Genomic DNA, 17,329 nt, shown 5'->3' with positions numbered 1-17,329 from the left:
GCCTGGTCAGGCCGAGGGTAGGTCGAGCACCGCCTGGGCAAAGGCCTCCGGCGCTTCCTGCGGCACATTGTGGCCGATGCCGGGCAGCACGCGGCGCTCATAGGGACCGGTGAAATGGCGGTGGTGGTCGGCGGAGGCCGCGGCTGGGCCGACGCCATCGGCACCGCCATGCGGGGCGATGGTCGGCACCGTGATGCGGGGCTGTCGGGCGAGGGCGGCCTCGATCGGCTCCAGCGCCGGGTCGCCCCCGGCATAGCCGAAGCGGTGGCGATAGGACTGGATCACCACCGGGACGAAATCCGGGTTGTCGAAGGTGCTGGCGCTGGCGGCGAAGGTGGTGGCGTCGAAATGCCACTCGGGTGACCAGAGGCGCCAGAGCAGGCGGGCGATGCCACGGCGGTCGACCTCCAACCCGGCGCGACCGCGCTCGGTGTGGAAGTAGTATTGATACCAGAGGCGGTGCTCCTGCTCCGGGGAGGCCGGCTTCGCCGAGCCGGCGATGTCCTGGACGTTGTAGCCGGTGCAGGAGACGAGGCCGGCGACGCGCTCCGGCCAAAGCGCCGCGACGATGCAGGCGGCGCGACCGCCCCAATCATAGCCGGCGAGGGTCGCGCAAGGGATGGCAAGCGCGTCGAGCAGATCAAGCAGGTCCTGGCCGAGTGCGGCCTGCTGGCCGGATCGGGGCGTCTCGGGCGAGAGGAAGCGGGTCGGGCCATAGCCGCGCAGATAGGGGATGATGCAGCGGCGGCCGGCGGCGAGGCGAGGCACGACCTCCGCGTAGGCGTGCGGGGCATAGGGGAAGCCGTGCAGCAGCAGGACGGGTGGACCGTCGGGCGGGCCCGCCTCCGCATAGGCGATCTCGAGTTTCGGGGTGCGGATGGTGCGGAGCGCTTCCATGCGGGGAGTATGGTCGGCGGGCCGCGCTGATGCCAAGCTGGCCGCCATGTTTCGACGCTCCCTGCTCGGCCTCGTCGGCCTCCTCCTAGCCACCCCCGCCCTCGCCCAGACCGAACCGCAGCCGCGGCTGCCCGAGGAGAAGCTCGCCATCGTCACGCGCGACGGCAAGCGGCATGAATTCCGGGTGGAGATGGCGCTGACCATGGAGCAGCAGATGGTCGGGCTGATGTTCCGCCCGAGCGTCGGGGCAGATGAGGGGATGCTGTTCGACTGGGGGCAGCCGCGCGAGTCCAGCATGTGGATGCGCAACACCGTCGCCCCGCTCGACATGGTCTTCATCGGCGCGGATGGGCGCATCCACCGGATTGCGGAGCGGACGGTGCCCTATTCCCTCGCGGCCATCGACAGCCGCGGGCCGGTGCGGGCGACGCTGGAACTGGCGGCGGGGACGGCGGAACGGCTGGGGCTGCGCGTCGGGGACCGGGTGATCCAGCGGATCTTCAACAACGCGAATTAGAGCCGCGGCGGCGGCATCGCCATACGGCCGGCGAGGGGGATGGGTGCGGCGCGATAGGCGGAAAGACCGCGGCCGCTTCCTGGATTTGCATTGGCGAGGACCGGAGCGCGGTCGGCGCCGTTCGAGAGCATGAAGCCGCCGCCGGGCTGGCTCGGGCGAAAGAGGGGCAGCGCCACCTGTGGCGCGGGCGTCGGCCGCGCTTGCTCCTGTGCCCAGGCGGCAGCGACTCGGGCGCGGTAGGGCTCGGCATGTTCCGGTGTCTGGGAATGATAGGCGGCGGCGGCTGCCATCCAGTCGGCACGGGTGGATTTCAGCTCGTTCAGGAAGCGGGCGGCGTAACGGGCATTCGCGAGCGGATCGAAGGCCTCGTCCAGGCTGACGAAGGCGTTCGGATGGTGGCGCAGGTTGATCTGCATGCAGCCGATGTCGATGGATCGCATGCCCTGGGCCTGGAGGGAGCGGACGGCGGCAATAGCTGCCGCCTTGTCTGGGAAGAAGCTGCCGCGCCCCTCCGCATTGATGGTCCAGGGCCAGGGCTCGAGCGTGCCGGTGGCCGGGTTGCGGCGGCCGGATTCGACGCGGGCGATGGCGGCCAGGAGGCGTGACGGAAGGCCTGCCTCGCGCTCCACCGTGGCGATGGCGGCCTCGCACGAGCCATTCGGCGTTGCCGCGGCGGGCAGGGGAAGCAGAAGCAGCGCCAGGACGAAGAGCAGGCGGTGACGGGGCATCGCTGGGTTCCCGCGCCCGCGGCATGCGGGCGGCGGAGGGGTTCAGCGCAAGGGGCGTGCCAAGCCAGGCTTTAGGGATGGCGAACAGCGCGGTAAAGGAAGCCGGAGCATGGCCATTGGATCGGAGGCTAGGCCGCCGATCCCTGCTTCCCGGCTCAGGCGGTCGCCAGCACTTGGCTCCGGCGCGTCCACCCCCGCGGGACCGGATCGATGGCGGCTTCCGGCCGGCGGGCGTTGCGCGCGGTCTCGACCGCGGCCGGGCTCGGCTCGAAGGCGACATAGCCGCGGCCCCAGACGGTGCGGATCATCTCCGCCGCGCCGCAATCGGCGAGCTTCCGGCGCAGCTTGCAGACGAAGACGTCGACGATCTTGGAATCAGGCGCCATGCCGTCGGCATAGAGGCTGCTCATGAAGCGTTCCTTGGTCAGGAGCACCCCCTTGTGCAGCATCAGCGTCTCGAGGAAGTCGAATTCACGGGCGGTCAGGTTGACGCGACGGCCATCGACCACGGCGGCGTGTTGCGCCTGATCGAGCGTGACGTTGCCACAGACCAGGCGGGCGCTGGCATGGCCGCGGGCGCGGCGGGCAAGGGCCTGGAGCCGGGCGGCCAGCACACGGAGATGGATCGGGTTGGCGAGTACGTCATCGGCGCCGGCGTGAAGCAGCGCTTCCTCCTCGGCCGGCTGCGCGGTGCGGCCGCAGAGCACGGCAACAGGCAGGTTGAGGCCGCGTCGGCGGAGATCGGCGATGGCGGTCTGGGCCTCGCGGACGGGGCCGTCGATGCGCAGGATGAGGCCGTCATAGGGCCCGCTCAGCGCAAGGGCGGAGGGCAGGTCGTCCAAGGTGTCGATATCGTCACAGCGGAGGCCGAGATCGGCGAGGCCTGCGACAAGGGTCGCGGCGTTGGCCGAAGGGGAGGCAAGGAGGATGTGCATGCGCTGCTCCGCCAGGTGGATCGTCTGCAAGGCCGTTGGTGATCACAGGATAGTGTGCAGGATATGGAATACAATCCAATTCGCGCGATGCGTGTGTCGGTAACCCTTGCTGTGGCTCTGGCGAAACACCTGTGCGAGGCCAAATCAGACAGGCTGCTTCGTAGCCTGCCCTTGCCCTAGGAGTATGGAGATGTTCATTCGCAGGCGCCGTGGCTGGGAGATGCCGGAAAGCGCGGTGACGCCGGAGGCGCTGGTATTCGGCCGGCGGACGGCGCTGAAGGCGGCGGGGCTGGCCTCGATCGGGCTGCCTGGGCTGGCGCGGGCGGCGGATTTCCCGGCGGCCGCGCGCAACGCCCGGTACGAGCCCGGCCGCGCCATCACGGCCGAGCGAGAGGCAACCACCTACAACAACTTCTACGAGTTCGGCACCGACAAGGGCATCTACCGACCCGCGCAGAAGCTACCGCTCTCGCCCTGGACAGTGAAAGTCGACGGGCTGGTGGACCGACCGCGGGAGTTCTCGGTCGAGGACCTGACCAAGGCCATGCCGGTGGAGGAGCGCGTCTATCGGCTGCGCTGCGTCGAGGCATGGTCGATGGTGGTGCCCTGGACGGGCTTCCCGCTCTCAGCGCTCCTGTCGGCTGTCGGCGTGCAGGCAGGAGCCAAGTATGTGCGCTTCGAAACGGCGGCCTTGCCGGCGGTGATGCCGGGGCTGCGGCAGTCCTGGTACCCTTGGCCTTATGTCGAGGGCTGCACCATTGAGGAGGCGGGGAACGACCTATCCTTCCTGGTCGTCGGGGCCTATGGCAAGCCGCTGCTGGCGCAGAATGGCGGGCCGATCCGCTTTCACCAGCCCTGGAAATACGGTTTCAAGGCAGGCAAGTCGCTGACACGCATCAGCCTGGTGGCGGAGCGGCCGAAGAGCTTTTGGGAGGCCATCCAGCCGCAGGAATATGGCTTCTGGGCTAATATCAACCCGGAAGTGCCGCATCCGCGCTGGAGCCAGGCGAGCGAGCGGGTGCTCGGCACGGGCGAGCGAGTGCCGACGCAGCTCTTCAACGGCTATGGCGAGTTCGTCGCCGGGCTCTACGGCAACCTGCAGCGGGAAAGGCTCTGGACCTGATCCCGATGCGGCCCCGCCGAGCTGGGATCCGGGCTGGCTAGTCCAGGCGGGCGCCTGAGATCTCGACGAGACGCTTCCACCGCGGGGTCTCCGCCTGGATGCGGGCGGTGAGCGCCTCGGGCGTCTCGCTGGTGAGGACCTGGTAGCCGAGCGGGCGCAGGCGTTCGACGAAGGCGGGGTCGGCGGCGATCCGCCTCACCGTCTCGTTGAGCTGGGCAAGGACCGGGGCGGGGGTGCTACCCGGGGCCATCATCGCGTTCCAGCTTTGGATGTCTAGGTCGCCGAGGCCGAGGGCCGCGAGGTCCCTCATCCCCGGCACATCCGGCAGGAAGGGCAAGCGCTCGGCGCTGCTGACGGCGAGGGGTCTGAAACGGCCTGCCTCCACATGCGGCATCAACGCCGGCATGACGTCGAACATCATGTCGATGGTTCCTGCGAGCAGGTCGGAGATGGCCGGGCCGCCGCCACGATAGGGAACATGGGTGATGCGCGCCCCGGTTGCCTGGTTCACCGCGGCGATGGTCAGGTGGCTGGTGGTGCCGGTGCCGGAGGAGCCCATCGTCACCTGCTCCGGCTGTGCCCTGGACCAGGCAATGAGGGCAGGGAAGTCGCTCCATCCACGCTTCGCCGCCGTATCGGCGTTCACCACGCAAAGCACCGGGCCGGTGGTAACGTTGGAAATGGGGGCGAGGTCGCGCTGCGGGTCGAAGGACAGGGATTTGTATAGGAAGGGCGCAGCGCAAAGCGTGGTGGCGCCGATGAGGCCGATGGCGGAGCCATCGGACGGCGATTTTGCCAGGGCATCGGCGCCGATATTGCCGCCGGCTCCGCCGCGGTTCTCGGTGACGACAGTCTGGGCGAGCAGCGTCCCGAGGCGCTCGGCGATCAGCCTGCCGAGGATGTCGATAGCTCCGCCGGGCGGAAAGGGCACGATCAGCCGTAAGGGGCGGCCGCCTGCGACGGGTTGGGCGAAGGCAGGGTCAGCGAGCAGGGTAGCGCCTGCGGTGAGGATGCTGCGACGTCCCGGCATGGCGCGACCTCCTGTCGCGGTGCAGGCTACAGGCGTTGGCGAGCTTCGGCGATAACCCTGAGCACGTCCGGCGTCAGGTCGTAGGTGGCGAGCTCCTCCGGCAGGGCCCAGGCGATGGCGGAGACATCGTCGCCGGGACGGCCCTCACCGCCGGTGCGGCGGCCGCAGAAATCGATGATGGTGTAGTGGTAGCGCGTGGCGCCGCCCGGGTCGGTGGTGATGGCATCGACCACGGCGGCCAGTTCGAGCGGGCCGGCCTCGATGCCGGTCTCCTCGAAGAGCTCGCGCCTGGCGGCGGCCTCGGCCCGCTCGCCGAGATGCTGGGCGCCGCCGGGGAGCGACCAGCTGCCGACGCGGGGCGGCTTGCCGCGCCGGGCGAGCAGCACGCGGTCGCCGTCGAAGACGACGATGCCGATGCCGACCCAGGGGCGGTCGGGATACTCGCGGGTGCTCATCGGGCCTGCGGCGGTGGCGGCGCGGCGCGGGGCATGAGATCCTCGAACCGGGGGATGAAGGCTTTCTCCTTCCACACGCCGACCTGGTAGCTCCAGTTTCGCCAGCGGGCGTTGAGCGGCTCGCTGCCCGGGCCCTCGGCGGCGAGGCGGATCCAAAGGGTTTCGCCTTCATGGCTCGGGGCGACGGTGACGGCGAGGCCGTCGATGAGGGCGAACCGGGACTCGCCCAAAGCGCGGCCGGGCGCCTCGGCGGCGGGCTTCACGTCGAGGAAGGTGAGGAATTCGAAGCCACGCGCCACCTCATCGAGCGAGACGTCGTCAAGCGGACGCGGGTCGAGGGGCTGTTCGAGGCGGAGCTTCGCCTCGGCCTCGTCGCCGCGGGCGAGCATCAACTCCGGCTCGTCGGCACGGCGGATGGTGACGCGGCGCACGCGGTCCCCGGCGATATTGGCGATGTCGCGGTCGAGCCAGAGCTGCGCATCGGCATCGGCGGGCAGGCGGCCCTCGGCGAGCCAGGCCTGGCTCTCGGCGGGGCGGCGGATATAGGCGCTCTCCGGCACGTTGCCCTGGGTGCGCACGCGGCGGCGGCCGATGACGATTTCGGCGACCGGTTGGTCCCCGGCGGCGAGGACGCGCAGCAACAGGGCGGTGCTGCCAGGGCGGGAGGGATCGTCGACGCCCAGCCGGTCGTGCTGGCCGGGATCGGCGGTGCGCGGCTCCACCAGGCGCAGTTCGGTGAGGCCGACCAGCAACTCGCGCACCCGCTCAGGACGGACGGGGTAGTTGCCCTTCTCCGACAGAACCCAGGACTCGCCCTGGCGGAGCAGGGTGAGGCTGCCGTCATGCTTGCGGATCTCGATCCTCGCCGCCTCGGCAAGACGTGGGGCAAGGCCGGGGAAGGCGAGGCTGGCGGCGGGCGGGGCGACCTCCTTTTGCAAGGTCTGGGGGGTGAGCAAAAGCGCGGCGCCCACCGTTACGATGGCGCCGCCGCCGAGAAGCAGCAGGGTCCGGCGTTGCATCGATGTCTCCTCAGGCCCGGGCGGCGGCGCGGCGGCGCTGCCGCAGCACGGCGAGGCCGATGGCGAAGAGGGTCAGCAGCGCCGGGACGAGGGCGATGTTGACCAGGCGAAGCGTCGTCTCCAGCCCCTCGATGTCGCGGCGCAGCTCGAGCTGCACCGCGCGGAGCTGGCGGCGGGTGGCAAGGATCTCCTCGCGGGCGCGGTCGATCTCGGTGCGCTGCTCGGGCGTGATGACGGCTTGGCTTGCGTTGCGCTCGGCGCCGGGGGCGGTCGGGGTGCCCTGGCGCAGCTCGCGCAGGCGGCGCTCCGTCTCCTCCAGCCTCTGGGTCAGCTGGCGCTCGGTCTGGCGGTACTGGGCGTCGGCATTGCGGCGGATGTCCTCCACCAACTCGAAGGGGCGGAGGCTCTCGCCGCGGGAGCGGAGCGAGATCAGCGCGTCGGAACCGCCAAGCGTGTCGGTGATGTTGCTGACGAAGGCGCCGTTGCCGCTGATCGGCGTCGCCATCGCCTGGCCGAAGAAATCCTGGATGCGGACCCAGAAGCGGTCCTCCAGGATGTCGCTGTCGTTAATGACGACGAGATTGGCCGGACCCTGGCTGCGGGCGAGATGGGCGGGGAAACCTTCCGGGCGCTGCTGGCCCTCAGCGAGCGGCGGCGGGCCATCCGGGAAGGCGGAAGCAAGCTCGCCGCGCAGCCGGGCGGCGAGGACGTGGCGGCTGCCGTCGGCGCGGAAATCGGCGAGCAGGCGCGCCGGGCTTGGGTCCTGGCTGACGCGGGCAGCGTCCACCACCATGCTCTGTGCGGAGGAGGTCAGCAGCGGGGTGAATTCCACCGTGCTGCCCTCGCGCTTCCGCAGCTCGCCGGCGGAGGCGACGGTGACCTGGTCGAGCTGGGCGAGCGAGACCTCGGAGCGGTTCAGGCTGTCGCCCTGGAGGTTGTACCAGGCGAGGTAGTCCACGGCCTGGACGCGGTCGCCGGGGCCAGCGCGGACGCGCCAGGCGCCGCGCAGGTCGAGCACCACCTTGTCGGAGGATGCATCGATGCCCCAGGCGTTCAGCAGACGGTCGAGCGAGGAGGAGGTGTTAGTCTGCGGCTGGCCGGTCGGGCCGGGACGGGCGGCTTGGCTCTCCGAATGCGGGTCGACCAGCAGGAAAAGCTTGCCGCCACGCATGACGAACTGGTCGACGGCGTATTGCGCCGCGTCGCCCAGCCCCTGTGGATGGGCGAGGAGGAGGACCTGCACATCCGGGTCGATCACCTGGGCGTCGAGTGCGACGTCCTTCACGGTGAAATACTGGCGGAGCTGCGTCATCACCGCGGCCGGCTGGGCGAGCTGGGGCTGGCGCAACATCATCGCGCGCGGGTCGCCGTTCAGCGGCAGGGGCGACATGACGCCGATGGTGGGGCGGCGCGGGTTGGAAAGCTCGTAGACAAGGCGCGTCAGATCGGCCTCGAGGAAACGCTCGCGGTCCGGCTGGAAGAAGGCGAGGACGCGCTCGTCATCGACGAGGTTGGTGCCAGCGAGGCCAAAATAGACCTGCTCGCCTGACTGATCGACCGGCACGCCCTGAAGGCCATAGGCCATCGCGCGGTCCTCGATCTCGGAGAAGGGCTCCGGGTCGAAGACTTCGAGCTTCACCTTGTCCTTCGAGAGCGAGACGTATTCCGCCAGCATCTCGCGCACCCGGTCGGCATAGGCGCCATACATCGGGATCTCGGCACCAAGCCGGCGCGAGTAGAAGAGGCGCAGCGTGATCGGGTCCTGCAACCCGCCGAGGATCTGCCGCGTGCCGCCGGAGAGAGTGTAGAGGCCCTGGCTCGTCAGGTCGATGCGGGCGCGCGGCAGCAGCCGGTCGGCCAGCATGTTGACGCCGATAACGAGCACAGCAGCGGCCAGCAGGCCGAGGGCGGAGGTGCCGAGGCGGCGGCTGCCGCGGCGCGGTGTGGTCTCGCTCATGGGACTAGTCCGCCTTCCGATGGTCGAGCACGACGGCATTCACGAAGAGGAAGAAGCCGATGAAGCTGGCGAACCAGATGAGGTCCCGCGCCGCGATGACGCCGCGGGTGAAGCCGCCGAAGCGATCCGCGACGGAGAGGTTGCGGGCGATCTCGGCCAGCACCGGTAGTCGCGTGTCGAGGAATTCGGTGACGACGGGGCTGCCGGCGGCAGCGAAGAGGAAGCAGAGGGCGACGGCGAGGACGAAGGCGATCACTTGGTTCCGCGTCAAGGCCGAGACCGCGGCGCCGAGCGCCAGATAGGCGCCGGCGACCAGCAGGCAGCCGACATAGCCCGAGAGGATCACGCCGTTGTCGGGCGAGCCAAGGATGTTGACGGTGATCCAGAGCGGGAAGGTCAGCGCCAGTGCGATTCCGCAGAAGGCCCAGGCTGCGAGGAATTTGCCGAGCACCGCCGCCCATTGCGGCAGGGGCAGGGTCAGCAGCAGCTCGATCGTGCCGAGGCGCCGCTCCTCCGCCCAGAGGCGCATGGTCAGCGCGGGGACGAGGAAGAGGAAGAGCCAGGGGATGAAGGAGAAGAAAGGTACGAGGTCCGCCTGGCCGCGGCCGAAGAAGTTGCCGAGGGTGAAGGTGAGCGCACCGGCCAGGACCAGGAAGATGACGATGAAGACCGTGGCGACCGGCGTGGCGAAGTAGCCGGCCAGTTCGCGCCGGGCAACGGTGAGGGCGGCGCGCATCAGGCGGCCTCCTGCCCGAGGGTGAGGCGGCGGAAGACGTCGTCGAGGCTGCTGCCCCGCTCCTCCAGCACGGAAGGCGGCGCATCCACCACCACCCTGCCGCGGGCGATGATGATGGCGCGGGTGCAGACGGCGCCGACCTCCTCCAGGATATGGGTGCTGATGACGATGGCCTTCTCGGGCGCCATGCGGCGGATCAGCTCGCGCACCTCGTGCTTTTGGTTGGGGTCGAGGCCGTCGGTCGGCTCGTCCAGCACCAGCACGGGCGGGTCATGCAACAGGGCCTGGGCGAGGCCGACGCGGCGCTTGAACCCCTTGGAGAGGGTCTCGATCGGCTGCAGGCGGACGCCTTCGAGCTGGGTGAGCGCCATGGCATGGGCGGTGCGGTCGGCCAGCTCGCTGCCCCGGTAGCCGCGGATGCGGCCGGTGAAGGCGAGGAAGCCGGCGACCGTCATCTCCGGGTAGGTCGGCGCGCCCTCGGGGAGGAAGCCAAGGTTGCGCTTGGCCTCCACCGGCTGCTCCACCACATCGGCGCCGCAGATGCGGGCGGTGCCGGCGGAGGGCGGCATGAAGCCGGCCAGCATCCGCATCGTGGTGGATTTCCCGGCACCGTTGGGGCCGAGGAAGCCCAGCACCTCGCCCCGTTCCACGCTGAATGAGACGTCGTCCACCGCGGTGAAGCCGGCGAAGCGTTTGGTCAGGCGCTCGATCTCGATCAGCGCAGCCAAGGCAAGACCCCCCATCATGCAGCCCGGCGGGGGGACTTACCGGGATGTGCCGGCTTTGCAAGACCCCCCTTGGTTCAACCCGCCCTCAAGGTTTCCATGGCAGCCTCCTTGCCGAAGAGGCGGAGCAGCAGGCGCACCGCCTGGCCACGGGGGGCGGCGAGGCCCGGGTCCTTCTCCAGCAGCAGGGCAGCGTCGCGGTTGGCCATGGTGACGAGGCCGTCCTGCGCCTCCGCCTCAGCCAGGCCGAGGCGGAAGACCGGGGCGCCGGACTGCTTGGTGCCGAGCGCCTCGCCGCCGCCACGCAGGCGGAAATCGGCATCGGCGATGGCGAAGCCGTCCTCGGTGTCGCGGAGTGTCAGCAGGCGCTCGCGGGAGGCAAGGCCGAGGGCCTCGTCATAAAGCAGCATGCAGTAGCTGGCCTCCGAGCCGCGGCCGACCCGGCCGCGCAGCTGGTGGAGCTGGGCGAGGCCGAACTGGTCGGCATGCTCCACCACCATCACCGTCGCCTCCGGCACGTCGACGCCGACCTCGATGACGGTGGTGGCGACCAGCAGCCTGGTCCGGCCGGCGGCGAAGTCCCGGATGGCCTGCTCGCGGATGTCCGGGTCGAGCCGGCCATGGGCGAGGCCGACCTGGCCGGGGAAGCGCTCCGACAGCTCGGCGAAGCGGGTCTCGGCGGCGGCCATGTCCACCAGCTCCGATTCGGCGACATGGGGGACGACCCAGTAGACCCGGGCGCCACGCTCCATCGCCCGGCCGATGCCGGCGACCACGTCGGGCAGGCTGCGGAGGCCGTGCAGGGTGGTGGTGATGGGCTGCCGCCCGGCCGGCTTGCCGGCGAGGCGGGAGACGGCCATCTCGCCCCATTGCGTCAGCAGCAGGGTGCGGGGGATGGGGGTCGCGGTCATCACCAACATGTCCGCCTCGCCGCCCTTCTCGGCCAGCAACAGGCGCTGGGCGACGCCGAAGCGGTGCTGCTCATCCACCACGGCGAGGCCGAGGTCGCGGAAGGTGACGCCTTCCTGGAACAGCGCATGGGTGCCGATGGCGATCTGCACGGCGCCGCTGGCGAGGCCGGAGAGTACCCGCTTGCGCTGGGCACCCTTCACGCTGCCGGCCAACAGCTCGACCCGCACGCCGGCCGGGGTGCAGAGGCGGCCGAGGGTGCGGGCGTGCTGGCGGGCAAGGAGCTCGGTCGGGGCCATCAGCGCGGCCTGGGCGCCGGCCTCGACCGCGCGGAGCATAGCAAGCGCCGCGACCAGCGTCTTGCCGGCGCCGACATCGCCCTGAAGCAGGCGGAGCATGCGATGCGGGGCGACGAGGTCAGCATCGATCTCGCGCAGCGCATGAGCCTGGGAGGGTGTGAGGGGATGGCCGAAGGCGGCCAGTGCCTGCTCGCGGAGGCGGCCGTCGCCCTCCAGGCTGCGGCCCGGGCGCTGGCGGACGCGGCGGCGGACCAGGGCAAGGGCGACCTGGCCGGCCAGCGCCTCGTCATAGGCAAGGCGGGTGCGATGGACCGGTGGCGGCGCGCTTTCCGGGGTCTGTAGGGCGCGCAGCGCCGGGGCGAAGCCGGGCCAGCCCTCGCGACGGAGCAGCGCTGGGTCGTGCCATTCCGGCAAGGGTGGGATGCGGTCCAGTGCCGGGGCCATGACCTTGACGATCTGGCCCGTGCGCAACCCCTGGACCAGCGGCCAGACCGGCTCCAGTTCCGGTAGGCCTTCCGGACCGGTAGCGGTCAACGGGTTGATCATGGAATAGGCGCCGGCCTCAGCCTTCACCTTGCCGGCGAAGAGGCGGTCCGTGCCCGCCGGCAGAAGCTGCCGCAGCCATTCGAGCCTACCGTTGATGAAGCGAACCAGCAACGGCTTGCCGGCTGCCTCGGCGCGGATCTCCACATAGCCGCGGCCGGTGCGGGAGCGGGCGGCGCGGTGGCCGACGACCAGGGCGGGGAGGATGACCTCGGCATCGGCCTGTGCCTCGGCCGGGCTCTCGATGCGGATGCGGGTGGCGTAGCGCTCCGGCAAGTGGAACAGGAGATCGAGTACCCGGTTGCCGCCGACCGCCTCCGCCAAGCGTTTGGCGATCATCGGCCCCACCCCGGGCAGGCTGCCCAGGGGCGCAAAGAGGGGGGTAAGCTCGGTTTGCTCCGGATTCATCGCACCGAACCGCCGATGCGGCCGCCGCGTCGGGCTGACAGGATTCCCATGGGCCCCTATATGCCAGCCCCCAGGCCAGACAGCGACATGCCCAGCGATCCCTCCGCCTCCGCACCAAACGAACTTGATCCGCGCCGTCGGCGCCTGCTTTTCCGCGCCCGCCACCGCGGCACCAAGGAAGCCGACCTGATGATCGGCGCCTTCGTCGAGCGGCTGGTCGCCGGCTTCACCGAGGCGGAGCTGGATGAGCTTGAGGCGGTGCTGGAATACCCGGACGTCGACCTGTCGGATTGGCTGACCGGCCGCCGTCCCATCCCGCCCGAATGCCGGACGCAGATGCTCGACCGGATGGCCATCGAATGCGCCAGCCCGGGCGCCGGACTTCCCGAGGGTCTGCGCCGGCCATGAGCGAGGTGGAGACGGCAACCCGCGGCCTCACCGTCCATGGCGCGCCGGAGGGGTTCGACGCGCTGCTGCTGGCGCGGCGCCGGGCCGAGTCCGAGGCGCCGATCCTGCATATTTGCCGGGACGATGCCCGCACGGCGCGCCTCGTCGAGGCGCTGGCCTTCTTCGCGCCGGACGTGGAGGTGTTGCGCTTCCCCGCCTGGGACTGCTTGCCTTATGACCGCGTCTCGCCCAACCCGGAGATCGTCGCCGAGCGCGTTTCGACCCTGACCCGGTTGCTGGAGACCGGGGACCGGCCGCGAATCGTCGTCACCACCGTCAACGCCCTGGTGCAGAAGGTGCCGCCGCGGGAGGCCTTTGCCGGGTCGACTCTGCAGATCAGGAAGGGCGGGCGGGTGAAGCCGGAGGCGCTGACCGCCTTCCTCGAGGCCAATGGCTATGGCCGCACCGGCACCGTGATGGAGCCGGGCGAGTATGCGGTGCGGGGCGGGATCATCGATCTCTTCCCGGCAGGCGAAGCGGACCCGATCCGCCTCGATCTGTTCGGCGACGAGATCGAAAGTCTCAGGCGTTTCGATACCGGCACGCAGCGGAGCGGCGAGGCGCTCAAGGAGCTCTGGCTCCGGCCGGTGGGCGAGGTCTTCCTCGATGCCGAGTCGATCAGCCGGTTCCGGGCGGCTTGGCGCGACCTCTTCGGCAATGCGGCGGCCGAGGACCCGCTCTATGTCTCGGTCAGCGCCGGGCGGAAGCATCCGGGTATGGAGCATTGGGCCGGGCTCTTCCACGAGCGGATGGAGACGCTGCTCGACTACCTGCCCGAGGCCTCGGTGAGCCTCGACCATCAGGCGGAGGACGTGCTGTCGGCGCGCCTCGAGATGATCGCCGATCATTACGAGGCAAGGCGGGCGCCGATCCGGGCGAATGAGGGCGAGGTGCCCTACCGTCCGGCGCCGCCGGGGACGCTTTACCTGAACCAGCGTGGCTGGGACTCGACGCTGGCGGGGGGGACGTTGCTGCGCTTCTCGCCCTTCGCCCAGGCCGATGGCGCGGTGGGGATCGAGGCCGGCGGGCGGCCGGGGCGGCTCTTCACCGAGGCGCGGACGGCGGGGCAAAACGTTTTCGCCGCCTATGCTGAACATGCCGAGGTGATGGTCCAGCAGGGCAGGCGGCCGGTCGTCGTCGCCTGGACGCGCGGCTCGCGCGAGCGGCTCGGCAACCTGCTGCGGGAAAACCGGGTGGCGGCGGAGCCGGTGGAAAGCCTGGCGGAGCTGGGGCGGCTGCCGAAGGGCGTCGTCGGCCTGGCCGTTATCGGGCTGGAGCGGGGCTTCCTCGCGCCTGCCACGGCGACGGGGCTCGGTTTCGGCCTCTCGGTCGTCGGCGAGCAGGACCTGCTCGGCGAGCGCATCGCCCGGCCGCCGCGGCGGCGGAAGCGGGCCGACCAATTCATCGCCGATGCGACGGGGATCGAGCAAGGCGATCTGGTCGTGCACCAGGACCACGGCATCGGGCGGTATGACGGGCTTTCGACCATCGAGGTGAACGGGGCGCCGCATGACTGCCTGCGGCTGCTCTACGATGGCGGCGATAAGCTCTTCGTGCCTGTCGAGAATATCGAGGTGCTGTCACGCTTCGGCACGGAGACGGCGGGCGTCGCGCTCGACAAGCTCGGTGGCTCCTCCTGGCAGTCGCGCAAGGCCCGCGCCAAGCAGCGCATCCAGGACATGGCCGGGCAGCTCATCCGCATCGCCGCCGAGCGGCAGCTCCGTGAGGGCATGCTGGCGACGCCGCCGGAGGGCGCCTGGGACGAGTTCAGCGCCCGCTTCCCCTTCGCCGAGACGGAAGACCAGCAGCGCGCCATCGCCGATGTGCTGGAGGATCTGGCGAGCGGCCGGCCGATGGACCGGCTGATCTGCGGCGATGTCGGCTTCGGCAAGACGGAGGTGGCGCTGCGCGCGGCCTTCGTCGTCGCCATGTCGGGCGTGCAGGTGGCCATTGTCGTACCGACCACGCTGCTGGCGCGGCAGCACTACCGCAGCTTCTCCGCCCGGTTCGCCGGGCTGCCGGTGAATGTCGCCCAGCTTTCCCGCATGGTGACAGCGAAGGAAGCGGCCAGGGTGAAGGACGGGTTGAAGGACGGCTCCATCAACATCGTCGTCGGCACGCACGCCCTGCTGGCCAAAGGCGTGGAGTTTGCCGATCTTGGCCTCGTCATCGTCGATGAGGAGCAGCATTTCGGCGTCGCCCACAAGGAACGGCTGAAGAACCTCAAGACCGACGTGCATGTGCTGACGCTCTCGGCGACGCCCATCCCGCGCACCTTGCAGCTGGCGCTGACCGGCGTCAGGGAGATGAGCCTGATCGCCACGCCGCCCGTCGATCGGCTGGCGGTGCGGACCTTCATCATGCCCTGGGACGGGGTGGTGCTGCGCGAGGCGATCCAGCGCGAGCGGTTCCGCGGCGGGCAGATCTTCTGCGTGGTGCCGCGGCTCGAGGACATGGCGAAGGTCTCCGAGCGGATGCGCGAGATCGTACCCGAGGCGCGCATCGTCGAGGCGCATGGACAGATGGCGCCGACCCATCTCGAGCGCGTCATGACCGAGTTCGGCGACGGCAAGCACGACATCCTGCTCTCGACCAACATTGTCGAGAGTGGGCTCGACATGCCGGCGGTCAACACGCTCATCATCCACCGGGCGGACATGTTCGGCCTCGGCCAGCTCTACCAGCTGCGCGGGCGGGTCGGGCGCGGCAAGCAGCGGGGCTATGCCTACCTGACTTGGCCGCCCTCCCACCGTCTCTCGGCCGCGGCGCAGAAGCGGCTGGAGGTGATGCAGACGCTCGACAACCTCGGCGCCGGCTTCACCCTGGCCTCGCATGACCTCGACCTGCGCGGCGCCGGCAACCTGCTGGGGGACGAGCAGAGCGGGCATATCCGCGAGGTCGGCATCGAGCTCTACCAGCAGATGCTGGAGGATGCCGTCGCCGACCTGAAGGCCGGGCAGGGGCGGAAGAAGAAGTCCGAGGGTGACTATGCCCGGGAGTTCACGCCGAACATCAATCTCGGCCTGCCGGTGCTGATCCCGGAGGAGTATGTGCGGGACCTGCCAGTGCGGCTCGGCCTCTACCGGCGCATCGGATCGCTGGCGGGCGAGGCGGAGGTCGAGGCGATGGCGGCCGAGCTCGGCGACCGCTTCGGGCCACTGCCGGCCGAGGTCGAGAACCTGCTGCAGGTGGTCGCCATCAAATCGCTCTGCCGCGCGGCGGGCGTCGAGAAGCTGGATGCCGGGCCGAAGGGCGTGGTGCTCGGCTTCCACCGCAACCAGTTCCGCAACCCGGGCGGGCTGATCGCCTGGGTGACGGCGCAGAAGGGGCTGGTGAAGCTGCGACCGGACCATAAGCTGGCGCTGCTGCGCGAGATGGAACTGCCGCAGCGCATCCGCGTGGCGAAGGAACTGGTGGGGGCGCTGGTGAAGGTGGTGGCGCAGGCCAAGGCCGCTTAGGGAGGTGCGGCGAGGCCGGCGCAGAGGAAGGGCAGGATCTCCGCCACTGCCCGCTCAAAGTCGCCGCTGTTGCAGGCGCCGCCGGACATGGCCTCAAGCCGGCCGGTGCGGAGCAGGGTGTAGCGATAGGCGCCCATCATGAAGTAGAGGCGCCAGCACAGCACCTCATGGGGAACCTCCGGCAGCACGCGCTGGAATTCGGCGACATAGGCGAGCGTCGTCTCGTCATAGACCGCGCTCAGCACCTCCTTGGCGATGTCATCCGGCTCGGTATGGAGGCGGGCATGCATGCGCATGGTGGCGCGGCCTTCCGACGTCTGGCCGTTCAGCATGAAGGGGGTGACGAAGCTGCGGACCAGCGCCTCCAGCGGGATCGGCGCTTCGCCGAATTTGGCGCGGGCCTCGGCGAGGGCGCGGCGGCGGGCCTCCGTCACCTGTTCGGCGCCGCGGCGGTAGGCGGCTTTGAACAGCTCCCGCTTCGCGCCGAAATGGTAGTGGAGTTGGGCGAGGTTCACCCCGGCGGCCTGGGCGATGGCGCGGGTGGAGGCGGCGGCATAGCCATGCTCGGCGAAGAGCGCCTGGGCCATGTCGAGGATGCGCTCCCGGGCGCTGGGGGCGGCCTCGGCCGGCCTGGGCTTCTCGGTCAACGCGGTCCCTCTGTCCTGTCGGCGCGCCTTGACAGGGAAGGCGGCGGGTATCGAGATATGGTCGAGCGACCGACTGCCTGGCAAGGGAGGGGCTTCATGCCGCTGCACGGGCTGAATCACTATACCATCCGGCCCGCCGACCTGGAGCGGACCAAGGACTTCTACGTGGATATCCTCGGCCTCGAGATAGGCTACCGGCCGCCGCTCGGTTTCGAGGGCTACTGGCTTTACTGCGGCGGGGAACCGACCGTCCACCTCATCGGCCCGCGGGAGCGGGACGCGCACATCCCTCGGAATGTCGGGCCGACCGGGCTGCTCGACCACATCGCCTTCTCCTGCACCGGCCTTGCCGAGATGAAGTCGCGGCTCGCCGCCCGGCAGATCGAGCATGAGGAACGGGTGATCCCGCGGGACCGGCAGACCCAACTCTTCCTGTTCGACCCGGATGGCGTGGCGGTGGAGCTGAATTACCCGCCGAGCGAGACGGTCTGACCCG

Annotated in this window: 16 protein-coding genes; 5 read left to right on the top strand and 11 right to left on the bottom strand. The window is 70.1% G+C overall.

What is annotated here, in order from left to right:
- Positions 1 to 6 precede the first annotated feature (6 nt).
- The gene (locus JMJ56_RS19730) at positions 7 to 945 is read right to left on the bottom strand and encodes an alpha/beta fold hydrolase (protein WP_236038053.1); all 939 of its coding nucleotides are present in this window, start codon (positions 943 to 945) and stop codon (positions 7 to 9) included.
- Between JMJ56_RS19730 and JMJ56_RS19725 the strand changes: the two genes are divergently transcribed.
- Positions 944 to 1,414: a DUF192 domain-containing protein gene (locus tag JMJ56_RS19725; RefSeq protein WP_202833490.1), complete on the top strand. Its 471-nt coding sequence runs from the start codon at positions 944 to 946 to the stop codon at positions 1,412 to 1,414. The genes JMJ56_RS19730 and JMJ56_RS19725 overlap by 2 nt on opposite strands.
- On the opposite strand, the gene JMJ56_RS19720 is transcribed toward JMJ56_RS19725, so the two are convergent.
- Together JMJ56_RS19720 and JMJ56_RS19715 are read right to left on the bottom strand one after the other, a co-directional pair.
- The gene (locus JMJ56_RS19720; RefSeq protein WP_202833489.1) at positions 1,411 to 2,142 is read right to left on the bottom strand and encodes a transglycosylase SLT domain-containing protein; all 732 of its coding nucleotides are present in this window, start codon (positions 2,140 to 2,142) and stop codon (positions 1,411 to 1,413) included. The two genes, JMJ56_RS19725 and JMJ56_RS19720, sit on opposite strands and share 4 nt — an antisense overlap.
- Before the next feature lie 155 nt (positions 2,143 to 2,297).
- The gene (locus JMJ56_RS19715) at positions 2,298 to 3,077 is read right to left on the bottom strand and encodes a response regulator transcription factor (RefSeq protein WP_202833488.1); all 780 of its coding nucleotides are present in this window, start codon (positions 3,075 to 3,077) and stop codon (positions 2,298 to 2,300) included.
- A gap of 190 nt (positions 3,078 to 3,267) precedes the next feature.
- Here JMJ56_RS19715 and msrP point away from each other — a divergent pair, with 190 nt between their 5' ends.
- Complete coding sequence (gene msrP, locus JMJ56_RS19710) at positions 3,268 to 4,200, top strand: protein-methionine-sulfoxide reductase catalytic subunit MsrP (RefSeq protein WP_202833487.1); 933 nt, start codon at positions 3,268 to 3,270, stop codon at positions 4,198 to 4,200.
- A 37-nt stretch (positions 4,201 to 4,237) separates the two neighbouring features.
- On the opposite strand, the gene JMJ56_RS19705 is transcribed toward msrP, so the two are convergent.
- The 7 genes from JMJ56_RS19705 to recG form a co-directional block, all read right to left on the bottom strand.
- Entirely contained in the window at positions 4,238 to 5,230 is a 993-nt protein-coding gene (locus tag JMJ56_RS19705) for a Bug family tripartite tricarboxylate transporter substrate binding protein (protein WP_202833486.1), read from the bottom strand.
- Between the two features lie 26 nt (positions 5,231 to 5,256).
- Complete coding sequence (locus JMJ56_RS19700; protein WP_202833485.1) at positions 5,257 to 5,685, bottom strand: NUDIX hydrolase; 429 nt, start codon at positions 5,683 to 5,685, stop codon at positions 5,257 to 5,259.
- Complete coding sequence (locus JMJ56_RS19695; RefSeq protein WP_202833484.1) at positions 5,682 to 6,704, bottom strand: DUF4340 domain-containing protein; 1,023 nt, start codon at positions 6,702 to 6,704, stop codon at positions 5,682 to 5,684. The genes JMJ56_RS19700 and JMJ56_RS19695 overlap by 4 nt, the downstream gene beginning before the upstream one ends.
- A 10-nt stretch (positions 6,705 to 6,714) precedes the next feature.
- Positions 6,715 to 8,661 carry a GldG family protein gene (locus JMJ56_RS19690; protein WP_202833483.1) on the bottom strand — a complete coding sequence of 649 codons (1,947 nt, stop codon included), beginning with the start codon at positions 8,659 to 8,661 and terminating at the stop codon, positions 6,715 to 6,717.
- Positions 8,662 to 8,665: 4 nt separating this feature from the next.
- Positions 8,666 to 9,397 carry an ABC transporter permease gene (locus tag JMJ56_RS19685; RefSeq protein WP_202833482.1) on the bottom strand — a complete coding sequence of 244 codons (732 nt, stop codon included), beginning with the start codon at positions 9,395 to 9,397 and terminating at the stop codon, positions 8,666 to 8,668.
- The gene (locus tag JMJ56_RS19680; RefSeq protein WP_202833481.1) at positions 9,397 to 10,125 is read right to left on the bottom strand and encodes an ABC transporter ATP-binding protein; all 729 of its coding nucleotides are present in this window, start codon (positions 10,123 to 10,125) and stop codon (positions 9,397 to 9,399) included. The genes JMJ56_RS19685 and JMJ56_RS19680 overlap by 1 nt, the downstream gene beginning before the upstream one ends.
- A 74-nt stretch (positions 10,126 to 10,199) precedes the next feature.
- A complete protein-coding gene (gene recG / locus JMJ56_RS19675; protein ID WP_202833480.1) occupies positions 10,200 to 12,281 on the bottom strand; it encodes an ATP-dependent DNA helicase RecG in 2,082 nt (693 codons plus the stop codon).
- Positions 12,282 to 12,368: 87 nt separating this feature from the next.
- Here recG and JMJ56_RS19670 point away from each other — a divergent pair, with 87 nt between their 5' ends.
- Complete coding sequence (locus JMJ56_RS19670; RefSeq protein ID WP_202833479.1) at positions 12,369 to 12,689, top strand: FAD assembly factor SdhE; 321 nt, start codon at positions 12,369 to 12,371, stop codon at positions 12,687 to 12,689.
- A complete protein-coding gene (mfd, locus tag JMJ56_RS19665; RefSeq protein ID WP_202833478.1) occupies positions 12,686 to 16,186 on the top strand; it encodes a transcription-repair coupling factor in 3,501 nt (1,166 codons plus the stop codon). The genes JMJ56_RS19670 and mfd overlap by 4 nt, the downstream gene beginning before the upstream one ends.
- Here the strand turns inward: mfd and JMJ56_RS19660 are convergent.
- Complete coding sequence (locus JMJ56_RS19660; RefSeq protein ID WP_202833477.1) at positions 16,183 to 16,833, bottom strand: TetR/AcrR family transcriptional regulator; 651 nt, start codon at positions 16,831 to 16,833, stop codon at positions 16,183 to 16,185. The genes mfd and JMJ56_RS19660 overlap by 4 nt on opposite strands.
- Before the next feature lie 96 nt (positions 16,834 to 16,929).
- Between JMJ56_RS19660 and JMJ56_RS19655 the strand changes: the two genes are divergently transcribed.
- Positions 16,930 to 17,325, top strand: a complete 396-nt coding sequence (locus JMJ56_RS19655) for a VOC family protein (RefSeq protein ID WP_202833476.1) — start codon at positions 16,930 to 16,932, stop codon at positions 17,323 to 17,325.
- The last annotated feature ends 4 nt before the right edge of the window (positions 17,326 to 17,329 follow it).

Origin of the sequence: Belnapia arida (assembly GCF_016773205.1) — a bacterium.
Taxonomy (GTDB): domain Bacteria; phylum Pseudomonadota; class Alphaproteobacteria; order Acetobacterales; family Acetobacteraceae; genus Belnapia; species Belnapia arida.
The sequence above is the reverse complement of the archived record's forward strand: the minus strand, read 5'-3'. Positions and strand labels throughout refer to the sequence as shown.